The 21,276-nt window shown below is 69.8% G+C and carries 8 protein-coding genes and 1 pseudogene; 4 read left to right on the top strand and 5 right to left on the bottom strand.

Annotated features, from left to right (window positions below; translation table 11 throughout):
- Window positions 1–59: 59 nt before the first annotated feature.
- From ACIRFH_RS29645 to ACIRFH_RS29625, 5 genes are all read right to left on the bottom strand, one after another.
- On the bottom strand, window positions 60–1,949 hold the full coding sequence (locus tag ACIRFH_RS29645; RefSeq protein WP_403527326.1) for a DNA/RNA helicase domain-containing protein: 1,890 nt from the start codon (window positions 1,947–1,949) through the stop codon (window positions 60–62).
- A gap of 207 nt (window positions 1,950–2,156) precedes the next feature.
- Window positions 2,157–3,971 (bottom strand): DUF4041 domain-containing protein, encoded by a 1,815-nt coding sequence (locus ACIRFH_RS29640; RefSeq protein WP_403527324.1) that lies wholly within the window; start codon window positions 3,969–3,971, stop codon window positions 2,157–2,159.
- Window positions 3,972–4,143: 172 nt separating this feature from the next.
- Complete coding sequence (locus tag ACIRFH_RS29635) at window positions 4,144–10,209, bottom strand: hypothetical protein (protein WP_403527321.1); 6,066 nt, start codon at window positions 10,207–10,209, stop codon at window positions 4,144–4,146.
- 131 nt (window positions 10,210–10,340) lie between these two features.
- Window positions 10,341–12,644, bottom strand: a complete 2,304-nt coding sequence (locus tag ACIRFH_RS29630; protein ID WP_403527402.1) for a hypothetical protein — start codon at window positions 12,642–12,644, stop codon at window positions 10,341–10,343.
- Window positions 12,645–12,649: 5 nt separating this feature from the next.
- On the bottom strand, window positions 12,650–18,268 hold the full coding sequence (locus ACIRFH_RS29625; RefSeq protein ID WP_403527319.1) for a DEAD/DEAH box helicase: 5,619 nt from the start codon (window positions 18,266–18,268) through the stop codon (window positions 12,650–12,652).
- A gap of 716 nt (window positions 18,269–18,984) precedes the next feature.
- Between ACIRFH_RS29625 and ACIRFH_RS29620 the strand changes: the two genes are divergently transcribed.
- The 4 genes and pseudogenes from ACIRFH_RS29620 to ACIRFH_RS29605 all read left to right on the top strand — a co-directional run.
- Window positions 18,985–19,113: a hypothetical protein gene (locus ACIRFH_RS29620; protein WP_403527316.1), complete on the top strand. Its 129-nt coding sequence runs from the start codon at window positions 18,985–18,987 to the stop codon at window positions 19,111–19,113.
- 79 nt (window positions 19,114–19,192) lie between these two features.
- Window positions 19,193–20,470: pseudogene (locus tag ACIRFH_RS29615) on the top strand (transposase); the annotation flags it as partial.
- A 20-nt stretch (window positions 20,471–20,490) separates the two neighbouring features.
- Entirely contained in the window at window positions 20,491–20,940 is a 450-nt protein-coding gene (locus ACIRFH_RS29610) for a transposase (protein WP_403527314.1), read from the top strand.
- Window positions 20,852–21,276 (top strand): IS3 family transposase (locus ACIRFH_RS29605; RefSeq protein ID WP_403527312.1); only part of this gene is annotated, 425 nt, incomplete at its 3' end. The genes ACIRFH_RS29610 and ACIRFH_RS29605, both read left to right, overlap by 89 nt.

The raw sequence follows: 21,276 nt of genomic DNA, 5'->3' as shown, positions 1-21,276 counted from the left end.
TTCCGGGTCCGTCCGTCGGCCTCAATCCGTGCGGGCACACGGACATCGCACCTGTTGTGTCAAGCGGTCGGCACTGCTTCCCGTACGTCCCCGCCTGCCAGCTCCCGCAGCTTCTGCCGCGTCTCCGGGTCCGTCGAGTAGACGACGGTGCCGACCATGCCGCGCGTCAGCAGCACTTTGTAGGTGTTGCGGATCAGCCGGTCGACGTCGTCGTCCGGGGTCGACTTCTTGAAGACCGGATCCTTCGACGCCGTGCGGTCCGTGATCCACCGGTCGCCGCGCCAGAGCAGGTCGGGACCGATGATGACGCCGGACCAGTCGTACTCGAAACCCTGGGCTGTGTAGACGCAGCCGACCTGGCCGAAACCTGCCGGGTCGGTGGCCCACAGGGCGGCCGGAGGCGCACCGGAGACGGAACGGTCGCCGCGCAGGTTCCAGGGGCGCGCCCAGTCACCGATGACCACGTCGGGCGGGAGCGGCTCTCCGGGCTTGGGTTCCGGTGACCAGCGCCAGCAGTAACCGGCGGACATGCGGGCGCCGTAGCCCTGGGAGCGGCGGGCTTCCAGGAATGCCTCCATCTCCTGCGGGCTGTCGGCGACCAGCAGCTGCATGCGGCCGTCGGGTTCCCAGACCACCGGACCACCGGTCTCGAGGCCCAGGAGCCGGACCACCCAGCGCAGGTAGGCGTCACTGCCACCACAGCGGAACTGACTGTCCAGCGGAACGACGTGACAGGGGATGCCCCGTCTCGCAGCCGCCTCCTTGATGTCGGCCACGGTGCCCATCTCGCCGGGGCGGACGACCTGATGCTCATCGAGGAAGAAGACCGGGACGTAGGCCACGTCGATGAGTTCGTCGACCTGGGCCCGGCCGGTCCGCAGCTCGGCGCGCGTGTAGCGGTTGGCCGAGGTCTCCCGGATGCGGTGGGCCTCGTCGCAGATCAGGGCGCCGAGACTGTTTTTCTCGGCAGTCATGAAGCTGTTGAAGTACTTGAAGAGGTCCTGGACTTCCCTCTTGCGGGCTCCGGCGATCTTGCGCATCGTCTTCGTGAAGGACTGGGAGCCGGTGGCGTGCAGTGCGGGTACGCCGCGTCGGTACAGCTCGCCGAGCAGCTGGAGGGCGATGACGCTCTTGCCGGTTCCGGGACCGCCCGTGACGATGACGACTTCCTTGCGGTCGGCGTTCTTCGCCTTCTGCACCGCGTTGAGCACCATGCGGTACGCGACCTGCTGCTCGTCGAGAAGGACGAACTGCGTGCGCTCGCGCACCTCTTCGGCTGCCACGGACATGAGCTGCTTCGAGGGCACCGCGACACCGTCACACAGCTCGTCCGCCGCCCGGGCGCCCGAGTGCTTGTCGCTGAGCCGGGCGCGAAGGTGGTCCATGAAAGCGCCACGACGTTCTCCGGTGAAGAGCAGGCCGTGACCGTCCCGCTCGATCTCCCGCAGTCCGGCGACTCCGAACTCGGTGGCGTTGTGCAGGAAAGCCACCCCGTTGACCCGATGCCCGTACTCCGCCACAGCACCGTTGAAGTTGACCAGGTATTCGCAGTATCGGCGTACTTGCTCAATGGGGTTGAGAACGGGGTGGGTGTAAGCATCCACATGACACAGGGTGGGGTCGTCCTCGTTCGGGAGTGCCTGGCTCCACTGCTTCAGCTCCACAACGACGTACGACGGTTCCCCCGTGGCCGGATGCACACCGGCGAGTACGGCGTCTGCGCGTTTGCTGTTGAGCGGAAGCGCATACTCGAGCATGACCTCGACGTCACCGAGACCCGCGTCGTTGAGGACCGCCGCCAGTGCGGGGATGCTCCGCTCCCAGGAGCGGACCTCCGCGGCGCTGGGCCGGTAACCGTGCATGTGGACGAATTGCTCGGTGAGGTGCAGATAGAGCGAGCTGTCGAGCGCCCTCGCGGCGATCGACTTGGCGGACTCGCGGAGCAGCAAGGACTTCCCCCAGGCAGCACGAAGTGACTCGTGCGGGTGGGGGCATGTCCTTTGAGACTCCACCGGGGTGGAGCGGAAGCCCGTCGGGCCGCGTTGACGATATGTGCGAGATTACCTTGTGGCACTGACAGAGGTCCCTGGTGGCCGCCGAGGCGCCGGGGGACCGTGTTCTCCGGGCGGTCCCTTCGCCTCCCGATCGTGGTCCCGTCAGCGGTGTGAGCGTGCCGCGGCGATGCTCGCGCGCCATTCCGGAGCGTCCGGCTCCTCGTGGAACTCCAGAAGGTGCTGGCCGGCGTGCTGGGCGAGCGCTTCGCGGACCTGGGCCGGGGTGGCATGGAAGAACTCGCGACGCGCGTTGACCCTGTTGACCCTTTGCTCCTCGAAGTCCTGGTGCAGTGCGCGCTCCAGGCCTACGGCGTCGTCGCTGTAGATCAGCGCGTGGACGTCGAAGCGGAACGGTACGGACGCGTCGCCGAGTTCGTTGACCCGGTCCATGGGGTCCAGACGGCGGGTGAGGCCGATCTTGACCATCGACTCGCCGAAGGCGCCGATGTTGGAGATGACGTACACGTACCCGGCACGGCGGTTGGCCTCGCGCCGGTCGATGGCCTCTTCCTCAGCATCGATATCGCCGAGCTTCCGCTCCAGTTCCGCGATCTGGGCGGCGTCCGCCTGGCCCGCCGCGCGGGCCCGGTTCAGTGCCAGGACCAGCCGGTTGCGCTCCTTGTCGAGCCGGGCGCGCTCGCGGGCGATCTCCCGCTCCAGTCGCTCCTCCTCACGCTGACGTGCCCGTTCCTCCCGGCGTTGCTCCTTCTCCTCCTCGACCTTGGCCAGATGGTCCGCGGTCAGTTCCAGCTCGCGCACTCGCAGGCGGTGGTACTCGTCGGTGACCCGGATCTGCATGGTCTTGCCGAGCCGTGCGATGGTCTCCCGGGACTTGTCCAGCCTGTCGATGAGAGAGGTGAGACGGTGCGGTTTCATGCCTCGCACCGCTGCGTCCGCCTCGGCGTTGTAGGCGCGCAGCATCAGCTTGGAGAAGTCACGCACCATGCGACGGCCTTCGGCGGCGGAGCCGTTGACCGTCCACTCGGTGACACCGACGACGGCTCGCCCGTTCTTGGTGAGAACCTTGTACTGGTCCTTGATGCGGTCGAGTTGTGCCTTGTAGGCGACGGCGTCGGCGAGCGGGTGGCGATACTCGTAGATACCGGCCTCCTGCATCAACGCCAGATCGTCCGTGAGAACCAGACCGGCCCTGGCCGCGGTGAGCCGGCGTTCCGCCTCCTGGACCTGTGTCTCCAGCTCGTGCAACCGCTGCCGGGCGCCCTGGAGGTCCCGCTCAGCGCGTTCGACGGCGGCCTCCACCTTCGCGTCGAGTACGGCGTCGATCCTCTGCAGCTCGGCCAGGTGCTCGGAGTGGGTGCGGCGGATCCGTTCGGTCTCCTGGACCAGCCGGACCGCGTCGGCACCGGCGACGGCGCTCAGCCCGGTCAGCAGGCGATGGTTCTCCGCCCGCAGGGCATCGGCCTCGGTGGTCCTGGCGAGCAGTTCCTCACCGAGGCGCACGGCTTCCGCCTCCGCCTCTCTGCGGCGCCGACCGAAGAGTCCTCCGCCTCCGGACGACTGTGCCGGCACAGGAGCGAGAGTGGTGGCGGGCTGTACTGGCTGTGGGGGAACGACCGGTGCCGGCGCAGCCGTACCAGGCTGTCCCGCGTACCACTGCCGCCACTGCTGGAGGCGGTCGGCGAGATTCTGGCCGTCCCGCTTGTCCATGTTCTTGAACTCGGCCGCCCATCCGGCGACGAACAGGGTGAGCACGCCCTGTCCCAAGCCGCCCGACCAGCGCACGTCGGTGATCTCGACGAGGGCGTGCGACACGAGCCGCTGCCCCGCCCAGCCCTGCGCCCGGAACAGCGCGCGGCGGTCGGTCAGGGCGAGGACGCCCAGGACACCGTCGTGATGGGCCACGGCGAGGGCCTGGACCGTCTCGTCGGATGTCAGTACCTCCGGGAGGCTCTTCACGGTGCCCCTGACCGGGAACGAGATGCCTTTCATCGCAGCGGCCGCCGCATCGACATCGGGGCGGGAAGACTGTACGGACAAGGGGGTTCGCTTTCTCTCAGTCAGTGTCGTGCACACGTGGGGAGTCCGAGCCGGTGGGGGCCGAGACAGGTTCGGCCCCCACCGGTGTGGGTCACTGTTTCGCGTCGACCACTCGCAGCGCCGCGTGGAGGACCGGTTCGACGCGCAGGCGGTTGCCGTCACGGTCCAGGGCCTGAAGGGTTTCCAGGCAGGTGAGTGACCACCGTGCGTCGTCGGAGGCGAGGCCCGCGAGTTCGGCCGCGGCCACGCAGTCGGCCTCGGCGTTCCATCCGGTGCCGAGCTGCTCGACGATCGCGTCGTAGCCCGCCCGGAGCGATTCCTGCTCCAGGAAACCCGTGGCGTCGGCGAACTCCTCCGCGCTGTCCGACCGCCCGAGCCGCTGTTCCAGCTCGTGCAGGGCGCGGTCCTGGTCCTTGTACTGCTCGCGCAGTTCCAGCACGCGGTCCAGGAGGAACGGCCAGCCGCCGGTGACCGCGGCCAGCCGTGCCATCCGTTCCTCGGTCTCGTAGGCGCTGTGGTACTGCGTCCAGTCCCGCAGGCCTCGCCGGTCGTAGCGGCGCAGCACCACCATGAGGTCGTCCCCGTCCGCCAGTGCCTCGGTGTCACCGAACAACTCGCGCCAGAAGGCGAGCTGCGCGGCGCTCGAGACCAGGACCACGGACCGGGTGGCGTCGGCGACGGCGGGCAGGATGGTCCTGGCCTGTTCCAGCGACTCCCGGCAGGTCTTGTCGCTGCACGCGGCCAGGTCGCTGATGAGCAGCCGTCGTTCGCCGGCCCGGCCCTCCGCGAGTGCCTTGCGGTAGGTGTTGGCGCTGCCGATCGGCGGCAGGGTCCAGCCGGCCACGCGGCCGGTGGCGTCCCGCAGGGTGCGTTCCACGTCACCGATTCCCGTGGCACGGGTGCCGAGCACGACGCGGACCTGGTTGCCGCCCTCGCCGAGCAGGTAGTCGATCTGGTTGATCGTCAGTGGTGCGGAGCGACGGCCGCCGTCGAGCCCGGGACGGCTTTCCAGGACGACGGCCTCCTCCAGGCGTGACTCCTGCTCGGCGCCCCAGAGCCGGGCCTCGATCTCCTGAGCGGTGCCGATCATGCGGAGCGCGTTCGGACCGCGCAGGTGCCAGCCCTGTCCGTCATGGTTGGGTGCCAGGACACCGAGGCCCACCATTTCCTGCAGGTAGGCGCGGAAGCCCTCGCTGTCCAGCTTGGCGAAGCCCTGCGGCCACCAGCCGGCGCACTCCTCGCGCAGTTCCCGGTCGCTGAGCCTGGTCTCCAGTCCGTTGTCGCGGGCGTGCTGGGCGAGGACGTTGGCGATGACGTTGTAGCGGTCGTCGAGAGCGAGGGTGTCCTTGAAGGCCGCGGTGATGTCCGAGCGCAGTGAGGCGTCCTGCTCCACCTCGTCCACGTCGGCCGCCTCGATGGTGTACGGGGGCGGCAGGAGCGGCTGGCGGGCCCGCTTGTCCTGCATGACCTGCACCATGCGACTGCCGAAGATCTGCAGCAGGAAGGGCTGGTACGAGCAGAAGCCGAGCACCCGGTTGACCAGATCGACGTCGGCGAACTCGAAGCCGAGGGCCCGCATCGGGTGGACGATCAGGTCCGCGGCGAACTGCGGGGTGAGCGGTCCGACGACGGTCGGCGTCTGTGCCAGGTGGCTGAACGGGCCGTTCCTGGCCAGGCGGGTGAACCGCTGCACGGAGTGCAGACCGGCGAAGACCACCTTGGCCCGGCCCCGGGAGTCCTCGCCCAGGCCGCGCAGGCGGCGGGTCTCCGTGCACTCGGGCACGTCCGCCTCGAAGAAACGGTCGCATTCGTCGAGGAGGATGAGCAGCCGCCGGTCGGCGTCGTGCGCCAGCCACTTGGCGATGCCCTCGGTGACCCGCTGCCAGGGCTCCGGACGGGGTCCCTTGCGGCGAGGCTCCTCCAAGACCCCCGACTTGGTCAGTTCCTGGTCCAGGGTGGTCCAGATCGCGGCGGCACCGAGAGCGGTTCCCTTGCCGATGCCGATCTTGTCGAGGTTGAGGTAGAGCTTGCGGTGCGCCCCGGGCCGCTGTTCCACGAACCGGTCGCCCGCGTCGGCGAGCAGGGCGGACTTGCCGAGGCCGCGGCCGCCGTAGATGATCTGCGTCCCGGCCGGATCGATGATGCTCTTGCGTTCCCGGTCACGTCCGTAGAACATCTCGCGGCCGATCTGGCCCCGCTTCTCCTTGATGTACGGGTTCACCCCGGAGAACGGCAGCAGCGTCTCCGTGGCGGCGTCCACCCGCCGGTTGCCGTGCGCGGTGAGGTAGGCGAGGGCCGCGTCGTCCACGACCAGGATGGGTTTGCTGCCCTGGGAGGCGGCGGCGAGTTCGGTGCGCGTCCTGCTGTCGAGCGTACCGAAGTGCACGACGAGCAGGCTGCTCTCGTCGGGGTCCTGGGAGATGCGGCTGATCAGCAGCTTCGCCGGCGGACATCCCCAGATCAGCAGGGCACGCAGCTTGTTGCCGCGGTCCTTGATCTGCGATCCGAAGGCCGGGGCCCAGGCACGGCCGGTGACCTCCGTCTCCCCGAGTTCGAAGAACCGGTAGTCCTTGCCGTACCGCAACTCGCGCAGCGGCACCGCCTTCCTCGCCTCGAAACCGAGCAGGGACAGGGCGGGGATCAGGTCGATCCGGGGGTTGATGTTGGCCCGGTCCCGGGTCGTGGCAAGCTTCGCCCACCGTTCGAGGGCGTCGGCCGCTCGTTCCGCCTCGCCCTCGGACAGCGACGAGTAGTCCAGCACCGCCGGCCTGCGCAGTCGTCCTCGGGACCGGACGGCCTGGATCAGATCAGGGGTGATGCCTCCGGGCAGCGCGTCGGGCACGGCAGGGAAGAACATCTCCAGGTGCGAGTCCTCGGCACGGATCTCCGGGACGGGCTCGCCCAGTTCGAGGAAGTAGACCAGTTCCGCGGCCGTGGCCAGGCTGTCGGTGTCCAGGTTGCGCCGGACGCGTTCCCGGTCTTCCTCGCTGATGTCGGTCAGGGCATCGAGCCGGGCGCGGAGCCGGTCGGCGGCCTCCTTGCGGTAGTGCGGCAGCAGTTCGGCGACCCGGTCGAGGTTGCGCCGGATCACCGACAGTTCGCGGGGCTCGCCGCTCTCGGTGCGTCCGGTGGCGTCGGCGAGCAGTTCCTGGAGGTTGACGTCCTGCTCGTCGGTGAGCGCCCCGTCCGCCTGGGCACGGCGCAGCTCCGCGCCGAGCGAGCGGGCCTGCTCGGTGAGCGCGTCGTGCCGCTGCTGTTCCGCCTGTGCAAGCCGGGCGAGGCGGTCGTCGGACAGCTCCAGGCCGTCGGCTGCGGGCAGGACTCTCCTTTCCGCGAGGCGCAGGATGGTCCGTACCGCGGCGAACCCGTCCCGGGCGGTCTGGAAACCGATCGCGTCGTCCCACGTCCGGTCCACCGCTGCGAGCAGCCCGGAGACCGTGGGCGCCGTGTACGGCCAGTCCGGCAGCTTGTGCAGCTCGATGTCGAGCAGCTCGGAGACCTCGGTCTCGGGCACCGCCGACGTCGACGCCGGAGTGGTTCCGTTCTCCAGCTCAGCGAGGATCTTTTCGAGCATGTCACCGGCGGCGTGGGCGGCGGCCCTGGCCACCGGGCGACTCCGGCGGCCTGCGGAGGCCAGCTCTTCCAGGGCCCTCTTGCGCAGCCCGAGCAGGGACAGGCGCAGGCCGGCCACGGACTCGGCGGCCCAGGCGGTCTCCTCTGAGCTCGCCATACCCAGTTCACGCTGGGCGTTGCGCCACTCCCACACCGCAGCGCGCACCCGCTCGACGAACTGCCGCACGTTGTTGCGTCCGGCTCCGTGGATGACGCGTCCGCCGGTGCCGCGCAGCTCACCGTCCATCCGGTCGATCTCGTCCTCGATGTACGACGGCCGGTCCAGCCGCTTCAGCAGGGCGTCCGCCCGTTCCTCCGCGTCCGCGGCACCGTTGACGACAGCGGTCAGAACGCTGCCGAGCAGCCCGTGGGGCGCCAGCCACTGCTTCACCATCTGGGAGGCACGCTGGAACCGCATTCGCGGCGGCACGAGCTGGTTCCGGCATGCCTCGACCGCGTCCTGCAAACGGCTCTCGGTCTGCGAGGCGTCGGCGACGACGGTGTGCAAGGGGGCCAGCAGCAGCGCGCTGTTCAGGGTGCGTTCCGCCACTTCCGCGGCCACCTGCTGCAGCGAACCCGGCAGGTGCTGGGACAGTGCCCGCAGCTGGGCGCCGACGACCGGGGCACCGGTCACCAGGGCGGCCTGCACGAGGACGGGCAGCAGGAGCAGTTCCAGACCGCCGGCCGTGGTGTCCTCCTGTCCGTCCCACTCACGCAGCGAGTCCTCGACGAAGCGTGCGGCCCGGTCCGAGCGCGGGGTCAGCAGGACCGACGCGGCGGACAGGCGCAGCGCGGCTGACTCCGTCTCCGGCCGTCCGGCTGTGCGGGAGAGGTGGGCGGCGAGGCCGAACCGCTTCTCGGCGATGAGGCGGGCGAGGGTCGGCTCCACCTCCTGCACCTGTCGGTCGCCGGGAGCTGCCGGGATCTCCGGGTGCACGGATGCGGTGCCGGCCGGGGCGTGGTCGGCAGCAGCCGTCTCACCGGTGGTGGGCTCGGCCGGAGCGGTGGGAACAGCCGCCGATGCTTCCGAGGTGTCGGCCGGCTCGGCGGACGGTTCGGGTGCGTCCGGCGGCTCCGGCAGGTCGGCCGGGGGCGAGTCGGGCGGTGTGGGTACGCCCGTGGACGCAGCCGGTGTTTCCGACGCCGTCTCGGTGGGCGTCCGGCTGCCCGCATCCGGCCGTCCGCTCTGCTGCGGGGGCACCTTGGCTCTGGCGTCCCGGTCCGTCACCACGGTGATCTGCTCGTGCAGCACGGCGGCCACGGCGTACGGCGGGTGGGCCAGCGACAGCTGTTGCTGCAACTCGATGATCGCCGGTCCCGAACCAGCCTGTTCCCTCAGTTCAACGAGACGTACCAACAGGCTGAGGAAGTGTGCGCAGGCGTCGTCCTGTTCGTCCCAGGTTCGCTTGGCGAGCAGCCCTCCGGCACGCCGCCGGGCATCGGCGATCACCTCGGCCACCGCGCTGCCCGGCGGGCACTCCAGCGTCAGCACGGTCGCCAACAGGCGACGGACCTGCTCGTTCCGCTCGTTCCTCTCGGCTGCCTCCCGCACGGTGTCGATCGCCGCGAGCACGTCGGTGAGGCGGTCGGTGACGCCGGTGACACCGGCCGCCGAGAGCACCTCCCGTGCCCGGGAGAAAGCCGGCGCGACGGCGGTGAGCGCCTCCAGGTCGGAGGCGGCGGGCGGACATCCGTCCAACAGGGCCGCACTGGCCCGCTCCGCGGCCTTCCGCGCCTCGTCGACGGTGTGCCGCAGCACCTCGCCCGCGGAAGCGGGGTCGTCGATGACCGACCGCTCTCCCTGCGACTGTCGAGCCCTGCCCGTTTCCGGCATCGGCTCCTCCTTTCGTCCGGTCTCCGCGAGCACCTTCCCGGGTTCGTCACCTCGGGTCTGTCGGAGGGCAGAGGCCGCCGTCGGATCACGGTCCTCCTCGGTGTCCTGGCCTACCTTCGGTGTGGGCAGCAGTCCGAAGTCGGGCGTCGCATCGATCACCCGCTGCGCCGCCTCGGTCACCGCGGCCCTGGTGGCCTCGTCCGCCTCGACACCGCACCAGTCGTGGCCGGAGGCCCACATCAGCAGGCGGGCGTCGAACGCCGATGCCTGAAGGTGGGAGAACAGCGCGAGGCGTACCAGGCGGGTTCCCCAGCGCTCCACCGGACCGGTGTCCTGCCGTGCGGACGAGTGTCCCAGGGCCGCGTGGACGACGTCGTCGATGATCCGGACGGTGAGATGAGACACGGCGTGTCTGCGGTCCGGTCCGTGCTTCAGCCGCTGCACCCGCTTGAGCACCTGCTCGCTGAGCACCCGGCCGAAGCGACGTGGTTCGACCTTGCGGAAGCCGAGGCCCCGCATGATGGTCTGACGGGCCGTGGGCGCCAAGGAGTTGAGTGCGAGTTCCGTCTCCTCGACGGTGAGCCCGGCAAGGGAGGAATCGAGCACGGAACCGAGTCCGTCCAGGGCGGTGGCCAGGTCCGTGAGCAGGTCGACGGATATACCCGGCGGGGTGAACGGGGGGTCTGCGACCACCGGATGGCTGAAGGTCATACAGTGCCGACTTTCTTGTAGCGATGTGATGTTGCCGTGGTGAACATGGAGAGTATGTGAGGGCTGCAGGCGGGAGAGCCCGAATCGGTGAGGAACGGCGAGAGGATCCGGTGGCCGCGGCCGGGAGCCTGTCAGCGACGGCGGGAGTGCGCGGTGACGAAGGTGTAGCCGTGGGGCAGTTCCCAGCCGTCCGCCTTTCCGACGCGGCGACAGTGCTCGCGATAGGCCGCACGCTGCGCGTCGGTCGGCTCCCAACCGGCGGGCAGCCGCCGCAGGAAGCCGTGAACGAAGTGTTCCGTCCCTATGACCTGCCCGGGTCCGGGTCCGCCTGTACCGGGCCGTGGCAGCACCACGGGGTTCGGTGCGTAACCGATCAGAGGGATCGGAATCTCACCCTCACGTGCGGGATGGTGCGGTTGCCCGTCCGCCCCGCGGCTGCCGGTGGCCGCGTACAGGTGCCGCTCGTCGAGGAGTTCCCCCACCGCCTGTTCCAGCGCGGTGATCTGGTGTGCGGCAGGGCTTGTGGCGTAGACACCTCTCGGCAGCGCCGCGCGGTCGAGCAGAGCGTGCCCGTCGGGTGTGAGCCGGCCGAGTCGGCGTACGGCGCGCAGGACGAGGCGCCGGGTGTCGAGGCCGTCGGACGAGTCGCCGTCGCGTCCGCTTCCGGGTGCGCCGTCGCGGGTCAGCACCTGGGGGTCGTAGCGGTGGCTGATCAGCTGCCCGTCGACGTCGACCGGCTCCTCGAGTTCGGCCGTGGAGAGCCGGAAGACGGTGCCGCCGCGCGGCCACTGGACGTAGATCCGGAGGCCGGGGAAGAAGTCGATGGGCCACTGGACGCCGCGCAGCGCGCCGGTCTCCCCGGTGAGGTCCAGTGTGACCTCCTGTACCTCTTCAGAGGCCTCGAGCGTGCCCCCGGGATGGCCGAGTTCCAGCCGTACGGAGAGGGTTTCGGCACCGAGGAGGCGAAGCATGTCGCAGACCATCGGGGTGAGTGGAAGGTAATCCTCCATGAGGTGGGCGAGGCGGAGCGGTGTCTGCCAGCACAGCTCACTGTCGGCGATGCGGAGGTAGTTCTGGATACCGATCGTCTCGTCGGTGAGTGCCTGGTCGGCGAACGGAGCTTCCGGGACCTCCTCCATTTCTGCGGTGTGATCGGTGGCCTCGGTGGCCGGCGTCTCGGGCGGTCGGACGGTGTCCCGCCAGCCGCGTCCGGCCGGGGTGAGGGGATCGCTGCCGTCGGCCTCGTCCGCACCGGGGTGGTGGGAACGCCAGATGCCACCGCTCTCGAAGTCGTCGTCCAGCGTGATCCGTACTCCGCTGCCGACGCGCAGGCCGTTGTCCGTGTCCCTCCGGACGAAGTCCGCGACGGCGAGGTTGGCCCGGCACACCGAGACCGCGTATTCCACACCGGTCAGCAGGGGTTCGGCACCTGCCAGGGCACGCAGCCACGGACCGATCGCCGTGAAGGCCGTGCGCGGGCCCTGCAGACCATGGCGTCGGCGGGTGGTCGGGGCGGCGGCACGTTCCACAGAGCCTGTGAGGGCGTACAGGTCCGCCTCGCCCAGCGCTCCGTCGTGGCGGAGCCCTGACGCGATGCGGGTGCGGGCCAGGACGTAGTGACCCCAGCTGCGCAGTGCTTCGCTGGTGCGCAGGGCGTACCGGACCGTGTCGAGCAGCCCGGTGAGTGCCTCCCTCAGCCACTCCTCCTCGCCGCCGCCACCCGCCAGTTGGACGATGGACACTGGAACAAGCGGGCTCAGCAGGGATTCCCGCTGGCGAGTGAGCAGATGGTGCACGAAGGCCGCGGTGTCGTCGAGTTCCGCCTCGGACGCGGAGGCGTAGCGAGCGTCCACGACGACGTGGCCGTCCTTGTTGAGCCACTTCTGACGTGCGCGGAACCGCTTGAGTTTGGCCTCGGGCAGTTGGAGAGCGGGGCCGAAGACCGTCAGGTCGGGGACGAGAAGCTCCCGGCGTACGGGGCTCGACGCGTCCTGCCACCGGCCCGGTCCTTCGGCACCGGCCGGTGCACCGGACAGCCAGGCCGGGATGTCGGCGCCGGACGACATACAGGGGTGGCGCCCTTCCTTGTACACGATCTCGGCATGCAGCGGATCGGAGCCCGTCTCGATGCGGACGAGTGCGCCGACGGGCAGGGCCGGTGTCTCGTCCCCCAGAGTCAGGGCGGGGAAGGTGTCAATGTCGAAGGCACCGTTGCCGTAACCCTCACCGCCCAGTTCGTATCCGAAGTAGGCGGCGTTGAAGGCGACCGCGGTGTGCACCGGGCCGCCCCGACGGTCGTCGACGACGGCTTCCAGGTACCTCCGGAGCCTGTCCATCTCCTTCCCGGGCGTGGCCCGGTGGCCTTCGGTCATGGCGGGGGTGAGCACGGGCTCGTCCTCGTACGGCTGCCAGGTGTTCGCTCCGGCGGTGCTCATCGTCGTCACGCGCCACTCCTCTTCTGTTCCGGTCCGCTCCCCGCAGGCCGTGCCGCGCGGATCGCACGCCAGAGCCCCTGGCCGTCCTCGGTGGCGGCTCCCGCTGCGGCGAGCCGGGCCAGACTCTCGCCGACGGCGGCATAGGCCAGGTCGGCGCGGCCTCCGAAGTGGCGGCTGTCACGCAGGGCCGCCGGCAGGGCGATCATCCTTCGGCTCCTGGGGTTGTACGAGGTCTCGTCACCGCGCAGCGCGTGCCAGAGCCTGCGCGGATGGATGCCCTGTGGCTGGAGTTGCAGCAGCCGGTGGACCTGCAGGTCGACCCGGCGGTCACGCAGCGAGGTGTCGGCCCGGCCTCCGTCCTGGGGCCGCGGGCTGTGGAAGGCCTCGGCGACTGCGGGACGCCTCTCGCCGACCGTTCCGCGGTTGGTGTCCCAGCAGGCCGAGCAACGGCAGCGGGCCGTGCTGCAACAGCCCGCGGGGAGGTCTGTCACGCCGAAGTAGTCGGCGAAGAGACGCTGGGAGCAGACCGTGTGGGCGTCGAAGAAATTCCTCAGCCTGGCCAGTTCCTCCGCGGCCCGCCGACTGCGTCGGCCGAGCAACCCCAGATAGCCGTCCGGCAGGGTGCGTCGGCGCACGGTGAGGCCCGTGACCAGTCGTCGGCTGGGTGCGGCCGAGACGTCGAGGAGACCTCGGTCGTGCAGGTCGGCGAGGAGCTCCCAGGTCGCCGCGGGACCGTCGGCATACGCGGGGTAGTCGGCGCAGTGCACGGTGAGGTGCCGGTGAAGGAGACGGACGTCGACTCTGCCGGGGGTGTCCCAGGACAGGGCTGTGTGGATGACGGCCCGCTCGAGCCGGATCAGCTCGCTCTCCTCTTTTCCGGCAGAGTCGTCCGTGCCCTGTACGGCGGACGACGCCGGCCACAGGTCGCCGGGTTTCACCGCGCAGTACGGGGGGTGGTCGCCGTGGTCCTCGACGGCTCCGAGGTCGGCGAGAGCACTGAAGGCCCGCATGACGCCGTTCTGATAGCGCTCCTGGGTGTACCGGTCCTCCAGTTCGGACTCGCCGAGAGTGCCGTCAGCGGCGTCCTCTGCCATGAGGAGACCGGCCAAGTGCGACGGATCGAGTGTGCCCTCGTGCTGGGCCAGGACGAGGTTGCCCATGCGCCGCAGCAAGGAGGGCGGCAGTTCCTGGCCGGTCATGAAGCGGACCATGCGTATCCCGCGGCTCGTGGCCAGAGCGAGGCCGCTGTTGACGGGACCGTCCGCGGCCGTGCCCCGGTCCGCGCTGTCGCGTCCGGCCCGTCCGATCTGCTGGTACAGCGCCGCCAGGTCGGTGGGGGGCGACACGCACATCACGGTGCGTACGTCGGGCCGGTTGACTCCGAGGCCGAAGGCAGAGGTGGCGACCACGACGACGGGGACGAAGGCGTCGTCGTCCTGATGTGGTGCCTCGCGGAACTCGGTCATGACGGCGGACTTCTCCGCCTCGGTGAGACGGCCGTGGAAGCGCAGTACCCGGACGCCGGTGTCTCCGACGTACTCACGCAAGTGGGTGTAGAGGGTGTTGACCTCCTTGACCGTGAGGCAGTAGAGGACGGCGTGGCCGTCCAGTGCGTCGACCACGCGCTCCACCAGCCCTGCGACACCTCCCTGTCCCAGCCGGTCGAGGGAGCGCCGGAAGACGGCCAGTTCGGGCCGGATCGGGTTCTCCCGCACTGTCACGAGTCCACCGACGACCTCGGGGCGTTCCGCTTCGTCGCGTGCCTCGGCCGTCCCGGGTTCGGGAACGACTGCCGGCAGGGCGAACAGCCCTTCGCGGATGGCCTCGTGGACGGCCCGGTTCGCTGTCGCGGTCACCGCGGTGACGGCCACGCCGTGGTCGCGGCGCAGTTCGTTCAGGAACCGGCCGACCCGGCGCATGCTGGGCCGGAAGTCCTCCCACTGGGCCAGGGTGTGCGCCTCGTCGACGGCGATGCGGGTGAGCCGGCCGGCCTGCGCCGCCTTCCGTACGACCTCACGGAAGCGCCGTTGGCACAGTCTTTCCGGGCTGACGTACACCAGTCGGATGCCGTGCTCGGCTCGACCGAGCAGCTGGTCCGCCACTTCGGTCTTGCCGGCTCTGCTGCTGGACTCGCGCAGCGGTGAGATCAGGGCGCGGACCGCTCCCCCGATGGAGCGGTTGAGTTCGAGGGCCTGGTCGTGCATGAGGGCGACGAGCGGGCTGACCACGACGGTGACCCCGGGCAGAACCAGCGCGGGCAGCTGGAAGGTGAAGCTCTTCCCGAATCCGGTGGGCAACAGCCCGAGGACGTTGCGGCCCTCGGCCGCGGCGGTGACGACGGCCTGCTGGGCGGGCTTGAGGGACACCGGATCATCGGACAGTCGCAGCAGGCCGCCGATACTGGCGCAGCGCTCCAGCACTTCTTCGGCGAGTGTGCCCTGGTCTCGCAGCTTCTGGACATCCTCTGTCGTGAGGGTCAGGTCCCGGATACGCCGGGTGTGGGGCAGCAGGGTGTGCTGTTCGAGGGCTTCGTCGGTGCACAGTTCGTCGGCTCGTGCCGGGTCGAGGGCTCCATGGTCCGCCATGAACCGCCAGATGCGGCGCCACCCTTCGGCCATGGTGGTGACGTTGCCGCCGCCGGTCTCGCCGGTGTCCGGGTGGGGTCGCTCCAGCCCTTCGTCGAGACTCCCGAGGAAGGCTCGCCGGTAGGAACGGCGCAGGCTGCTCTGACCGCCGAGTTTACGGTCGCTGATGACGACGACACCGCGGTGCCGGTCGGACCGGATGAGCCGTCCGACCGCCTGGCGGAGCTGGAGCGCGGCGAGCGGCAGATAGTAGTGCTCGGTGGCGGCGCCGTCCGGATCGGGGTGTCCCGCCTGCGCCGCGCGGGCGGCGACGGCTGCGCGGCGAGCCTCGACGACCGGGGCGGCGAACGGTGCGAAGGGCAACTTGTTGATCCAGACCAGGCGCATCCGTGCGGCGTCGGAGACGTCGACACCCTGCCACAGTCCCTTGGTCCCGACGAGAAAACCACCGCCGTCCTGGGGGTCGGTGAAGGTCTGGTAAGCGCGGGCGTTGCCGAGGGGGACCGCTTCGACGACCGGGATATCCCGAGCACGGGAACGCAGCTCGGCCACGAGGTGACAACCGATGCCGGCGGCGGTCGAGCGAGCAGTGGTGAGGATCAGCCCACCGCCGTCGAACCCCTGGCCGTCGGGACGCCTGTACGTCATTTCCTCCGCGAATCCGGCGACTTGGTGGGCGACGGTGCGCAGCGCCCCTTCTTCCTGTTCGGCCCAGGAGGGGAAGTCGGAGAAGCACACCACTTCGGCCTGGTTCCCCAGATCGAACGGTGAGGGCAGGGCCAGGGCGGGCAAGTCCTCCGGCAGACCGAGCCGGCTCCGTACGAAATCCCACTCCCCGGCGACGCGGAGGGTGGCGGAGACGTAGTGGACTCGGTCGAAGGACTCCAGACAGCGCCGCCATTCCGGATCGGCGGGCAGGTCGACGGGGCTGGTGGCGATCCGGAACCGGTAGGACCGCAACTCTGCCTTCGGTTCGGCCAGCTCCTCCAGGTGGATGACGCGCGAGGGGAGCGCATCGTCCAGTGTGACGGCGGGGTCGAGGAAAACGCCGATGTCGGCCGTGATGCGGTCGAGGGCCACGGTGAGGGCGTCTGTGCGCTGTGCGAGTGCGGTCAGGCGTTCCTGCGTGAACGCATCGATCCGGGCTGCGTGTTGTGCGATGTACCGTTCCAGAGCGACACGGCAGGTCGAGAGCGCTTTGGCGACACGGTCCAGCAGCCGGGACAGCCGGCGGGTGTCCCGGCTTCCGGCGGTACCCGAGTACGGGCTGGCGAGCGTGGTCGTGCGGTTGCCGATGCGTACGCCCACTCCCTTGGCACAGGCGTCGAATGCCTGTGCGGCGAGCCGGGGCAGGCGTTCGTCGTCGAGGAGACGTTCCAGTTCGCCGATCGCCGTGGCGGCCCGGTCCTGTTCGGTGCCGGCGAATGCCGAGGCCAGCCATGCCTGGTGCTCTGTCAGCACCGCTTCCAGGTCCTGGTAGTCGACGGCGGTCGTCAACGCCGAGGTGGCGGCGCTCTCCAATTCGTGCGCCTCGTCGAGCACAAGGAGGATGTCCGGGCCGAGGGCACGCAGATCATCCAGGTGGGAGAGGACCAGGGCGTGGTTGGCAAGGATGAGGCGGTGGCCGTCGATGGCTTCGCGGACGGTGTCTGTGTGGGCGGCGAGCGGATTACCCGCGTCGGAGGTGTAGTCCCCGTCACGTTGGGACAGCGTCTCCAGCCATGAGGGCAGGGCAGGCCCCATGTACGGGGGGAAGAAGGCGGGCAGGTCCACAATGTCCACGGAACGTGCTACCCATGACTGCGGGGGCTTCTTGTCGGTGAGCAGCCGCAGCGCGAGGAAGACGATCAGCTCCCGGAAGCGTGGCTGCGCGGCACCCCGGACGCGGACCGGACTCCGTGACGGCCCCGGGCGGGTGGCGTCGGCCAGTGCTTTGGTGAGCGCCGCCAGGGAGAGCCGACTGGACTTGCCCTTGACCAGGTCGGCGACCCCGAGAACATCGGGCAGTGCCTGTTCCAGGTCGTGCAGGTCCCGTGCCATCTGGCTCTGCAGCTGCTTGGTGTATGTGGCGATGACCGCCGTACGGTCCTCGCCACCGGCCAGCCAGTCGAGCGCGGCGGCGAGTACTGCGTAGCTCTTGCCGGTACCCGTGGGCGCCTCCAACAGGCCGCTGACACCGCGGTCGGTCCACTCGTGCAGTGCCTTCGTCATCCGCTGCTGGGCCGGGCGCGGCTCCACGCGCGAGCCGTGCACGACGCGTGCGAGGGCGGTCGGGTCGACCCGGCCGTCGGAGTCCCGGAGCGTGTCGGGAACGACCACCGCACCGAGCCCCGGAGGCCGGCTGCCAGGAATACGACGCGGCGGGTGCTGCGCGAGCTCGGCGCCCAGCAGCCGGGCCACGTGGGCCTGTTCCCACACGAGGTGCTCACGCTCGCCGGCCGACTGACCGGAGGCCAGTTCCCGCAGCAGCCGCCAAGCGTCGGAATCCGGGCAGACATCGGCGACGAGATCACGCCATCCGGGCGCTCGGTTCGCGAACTCCGCGGCGGCCTGCTCCAGCAATCCGACGAGCAGGGACACGTCACCGTCCGCTGTGTGTGCGCGGAGTCCCGTCACGGTGACACCCAGCTCTCGCGCCAGGTCGTGGAGCCGGTGCGACGGAGCCGTCGGCCACAGGGCATGGGTGAGGTACAGAGCGTCGACCGTTCGCGGGGCGGCAAGGGGGTCTTCGGTCCCTGACTGCGTCGCCGCTTCGGTGATGAGGGGAAAGTCGAGTGCGCTGCCGTTGTACGCGACCACGACATCGGCGTCCTTCAGGAAGACATGCAGTTCCTTCCACGCCTGTTCGGCGGAAACCCCTCGTTCCACCACGGTGTTCCGTACGTCGGGATCGTGCAGCTCCTGAGCGTCTCCCGGGAATCTGAGGTGCCGTTGCCAGGGACTGCCTGCTCGCACCCATTCGGAATCCGCTCCGAACCGTACGGCCGCCACCTGGTAGACGTGGCGTTCCACGTAGGGCGCGGTTGTCGTGCTGCGCACGATGCTCTCCACGTCGATCACCACCGCTCGAAGCGAGGTCGCCTCGGACCGCACTGCACCGTCGTCCGGTACCGGGCCACCCTCCGATGTCGGACCGAGAGGGGCCGACTGCGGTGGCGCGACAGGTCGGAGGCGGCCATCGGAAAGCGTCAGCAACCCTGCGTCCAGGGCCTCGTTGATCAGCTTGGCCAGTCGCTGTTTCGGAAGCCTCTCGAAGCACTGTGAGGCCTTCTGGACCAGGTCGCGTTCCGTGAGCCCGGCGGGAAAATCTCGAGCCAGTTCCGCGACCTTGCGTGCCGCGGCAGAGGCACCCTGTCGTTCAGTCACAGCTTCCCTCCCCCGGCGCTTTACGACGGCACCCATCGTAGCCCCCTTTGGAAAACTTTGGAATCGGGAGGAAATAATTGGGTCGACGCCCTTTGTTCACGGGCACACGGGAAGAACCTGATGAACCACATGACGACCCCCGCCCTCAGGCGGCCGCCGGAAGAGGGCCGCCCCGGAGTCGAGTGTGCGCAGGATGCGGATCTCCTCCTTGCGAGCCGCTGCGGGAGGGATGCGGCCGGTGGCTCGGCGGAGGGTGAGGCGGGCGAAGGTGTCGGCGGTCTCGTTGAGGTCGTGTCCGATGTGGCCTTGAGCCAGCGGACCTGGACGCGGTCACGGTGGTGCAGCAGACGGCCCATCAGGTGGCGGCTCTCCGGGAAGAGGAGGGTGCGGTGAGCGGCCGCCGGGTCGGCGCTGCGCAGGGCGGTGTCGGCCGCCTCGACGGCCGGGAGCGTCTCCGCCGGGAGTTCGCCGCCACCCTCGCCGACGCCGCCCCGCCCGGGCCGGACGCTGTTGGTTAATTCGGGGCCCGCGTGACGTCGGTCTCCAAGACCCGGTTGTGGTCTTGGAGACCGACGTTCCTGTAGGGGGAGAGTGTCGATGCCGATGCGGCCGGTGGCGCAGGGGAAGGTCCCGGAAGAGACCGCGCGGGTGGCGAAGGCTGCCTTTCCCAAGGGCAGCCTGGCGATCCGGGTCCGGGACGAGCTGGGCCCGCTGTTCACCGACGACCAGTTCACCGACCTGTTTCCGTCATGGGGCAAGCCCGCTTGGTCGCCGGGCCGGCTGATTGTGGTGCTGGTGCTGCGGTTCGTGGAGGGGCTGACCGACCGGCAGGCCGCGGAGGCGGTGCGGGCGAGGATCGTCTTCAAGTACGCGCTCGGTCTGGAGCTGACCGATCCTGGCTTCGATTTCTCGGTGCTGTCGGAGTTCCGCGACCGCATCATCGAGGCAGATGCCGGGCGGCGGGTGCTGGACGGCATCCTGAATGCTGCCCGGACCAGGGGTTTACTCGTCGGCGGCGGGAAAGCACGGACCGACTCCACTCACTTGCTGTCGGCGGCGCGGGAGCTGCGCTGGCTGGAGATGGTGGCGGAGGCTTTGTGCGCCGCGTTGAACGCACTGGCCCAGACCGCTCCCGAGTGGCTGGGCCAGATCGCTGAGCCGGACTGGTTCAGGCACTACGCCACCCGGGCCGAGGACTCACGTTTCCCCAAGGCCCACTCCGAACGGGAGGAGATCGGTCGGCGGATCGGCACCGACGGCATGCGGCTGCTCCAAGCGGTGACCTCGCCCAATACGCCGTGCCATCTGCGTGCTCTGCCGCAGGTGGAGGTCCTGCGGCAGATCTGGATCCAGCACTTCCACCTGGTCGAAGGCGAGGTGCAGCGCCGGGCCCCAAAAGACCACCCGCCAGGCACACAACGCCTGGTCACCCCCTACGACACCGAGACCCGCACCGGCTCCAAGCGTGACCTGTACTGGGACGGCTACAAGGTCCACCTCACCGAGACGTGCGGCCCCGACGTCCTGCACCTGATCATGAATGTGGTCACCACCGCCGCTGCCGTCCATGCCGGGCTCGCCCGGCGGGAACTCCTGCCCGACGAGCACTGGGTCGACACCGGCTACGCCAACAGCCCCGCGATGGTCGCAGCCCGCCGCGACTACGGCGTCGAGCTGCACGGCCCGCTTCAACCGGTCAACAGTGTCCAGTCCGCGCGTGGTGACGGCGCCTGGGACCAGGACGCCTTCACCATCGACTGGGAGAACCAGCGCGCCACCTGCCCGAACGGCCGCACCAGCAAAGCCTGGGCCGTGCACAGCTCACAGTGGCGCATGCCCGTCATCCGGGTCGCCTTCTCAGTGCTGGACTGCCGTACTGAGCTGATCCCGGTTTCGTGGAGTCCCTGAAGCCAGGCTTATGGTCCTGGCCCGAAGGAGAACCACGAGCAGTGCCGGCACCACGTGAATACCCGGACGAGCTCCGCGAGCGGGCCGTCCGCGAGGTCCGTACCACCGGCCGTCCGATCGCGCATGTCGCGAAAGACCTGGGCATCCACAAGGAGGCCCTGCGCGGCCGGGTCCGCCAAGTCGAGGCGGACACCGGCGAACGCGACGACCTGCTGACCACCGCCGAGCGGGAAGAGCTCAGGAAACTCCGGCGCGAGAACGCGGAGTTGAGGCGGGTGAACGAGATCCTGAAGGCCGCGAGCGCGTTTTTGCGGCGGAACTCGACCGTCCCCGGACGAGGCCGACCAGGTGATCAAGCACCTCAGGGACAAGGGCCTCGGGGCCGGGTTCGCCTGCCGGGTGCCGGGGCTGCCCGAGCCGGCGTACTGCGCGCGTAAGAAGCGGCCGAAGTCGGCCCGCCGGCTGCGTGACGAGCAGCTCATGCCGCTGACCGGACAGGTCCGTGCCGAATCCGGCGGCACCTATGGCGTCCGCCGGATCACCCGCGCGCTTCAGCGCAAGGGTGTGCACGTGGCTCGCCGCACGGTCGAGCGGCTGATGGCCGAGCTGGGCCCGGAGGGCGTCATCCGCGGCCGGCGGCGCCGCACCACCGTGCCGGAGCCGTCGACGCCCAGGCCGCCGGACCTGGTCGACCGTGACTTCACCGCGAGCCGGCCCGACCAGCTCCGGGTGGCCGATATGACCTATGTCCGCACCTGGACGGGCTGGGTGTA

This window comes from Streptomyces sp. NPDC093586 (genome assembly GCF_044764905.1).
In the GTDB taxonomy this organism is placed as follows: domain Bacteria; phylum Actinomycetota; class Actinomycetes; order Streptomycetales; family Streptomycetaceae; genus Streptomyces.
This window is presented reverse-complemented; position numbering and strand designations above follow the sequence as displayed.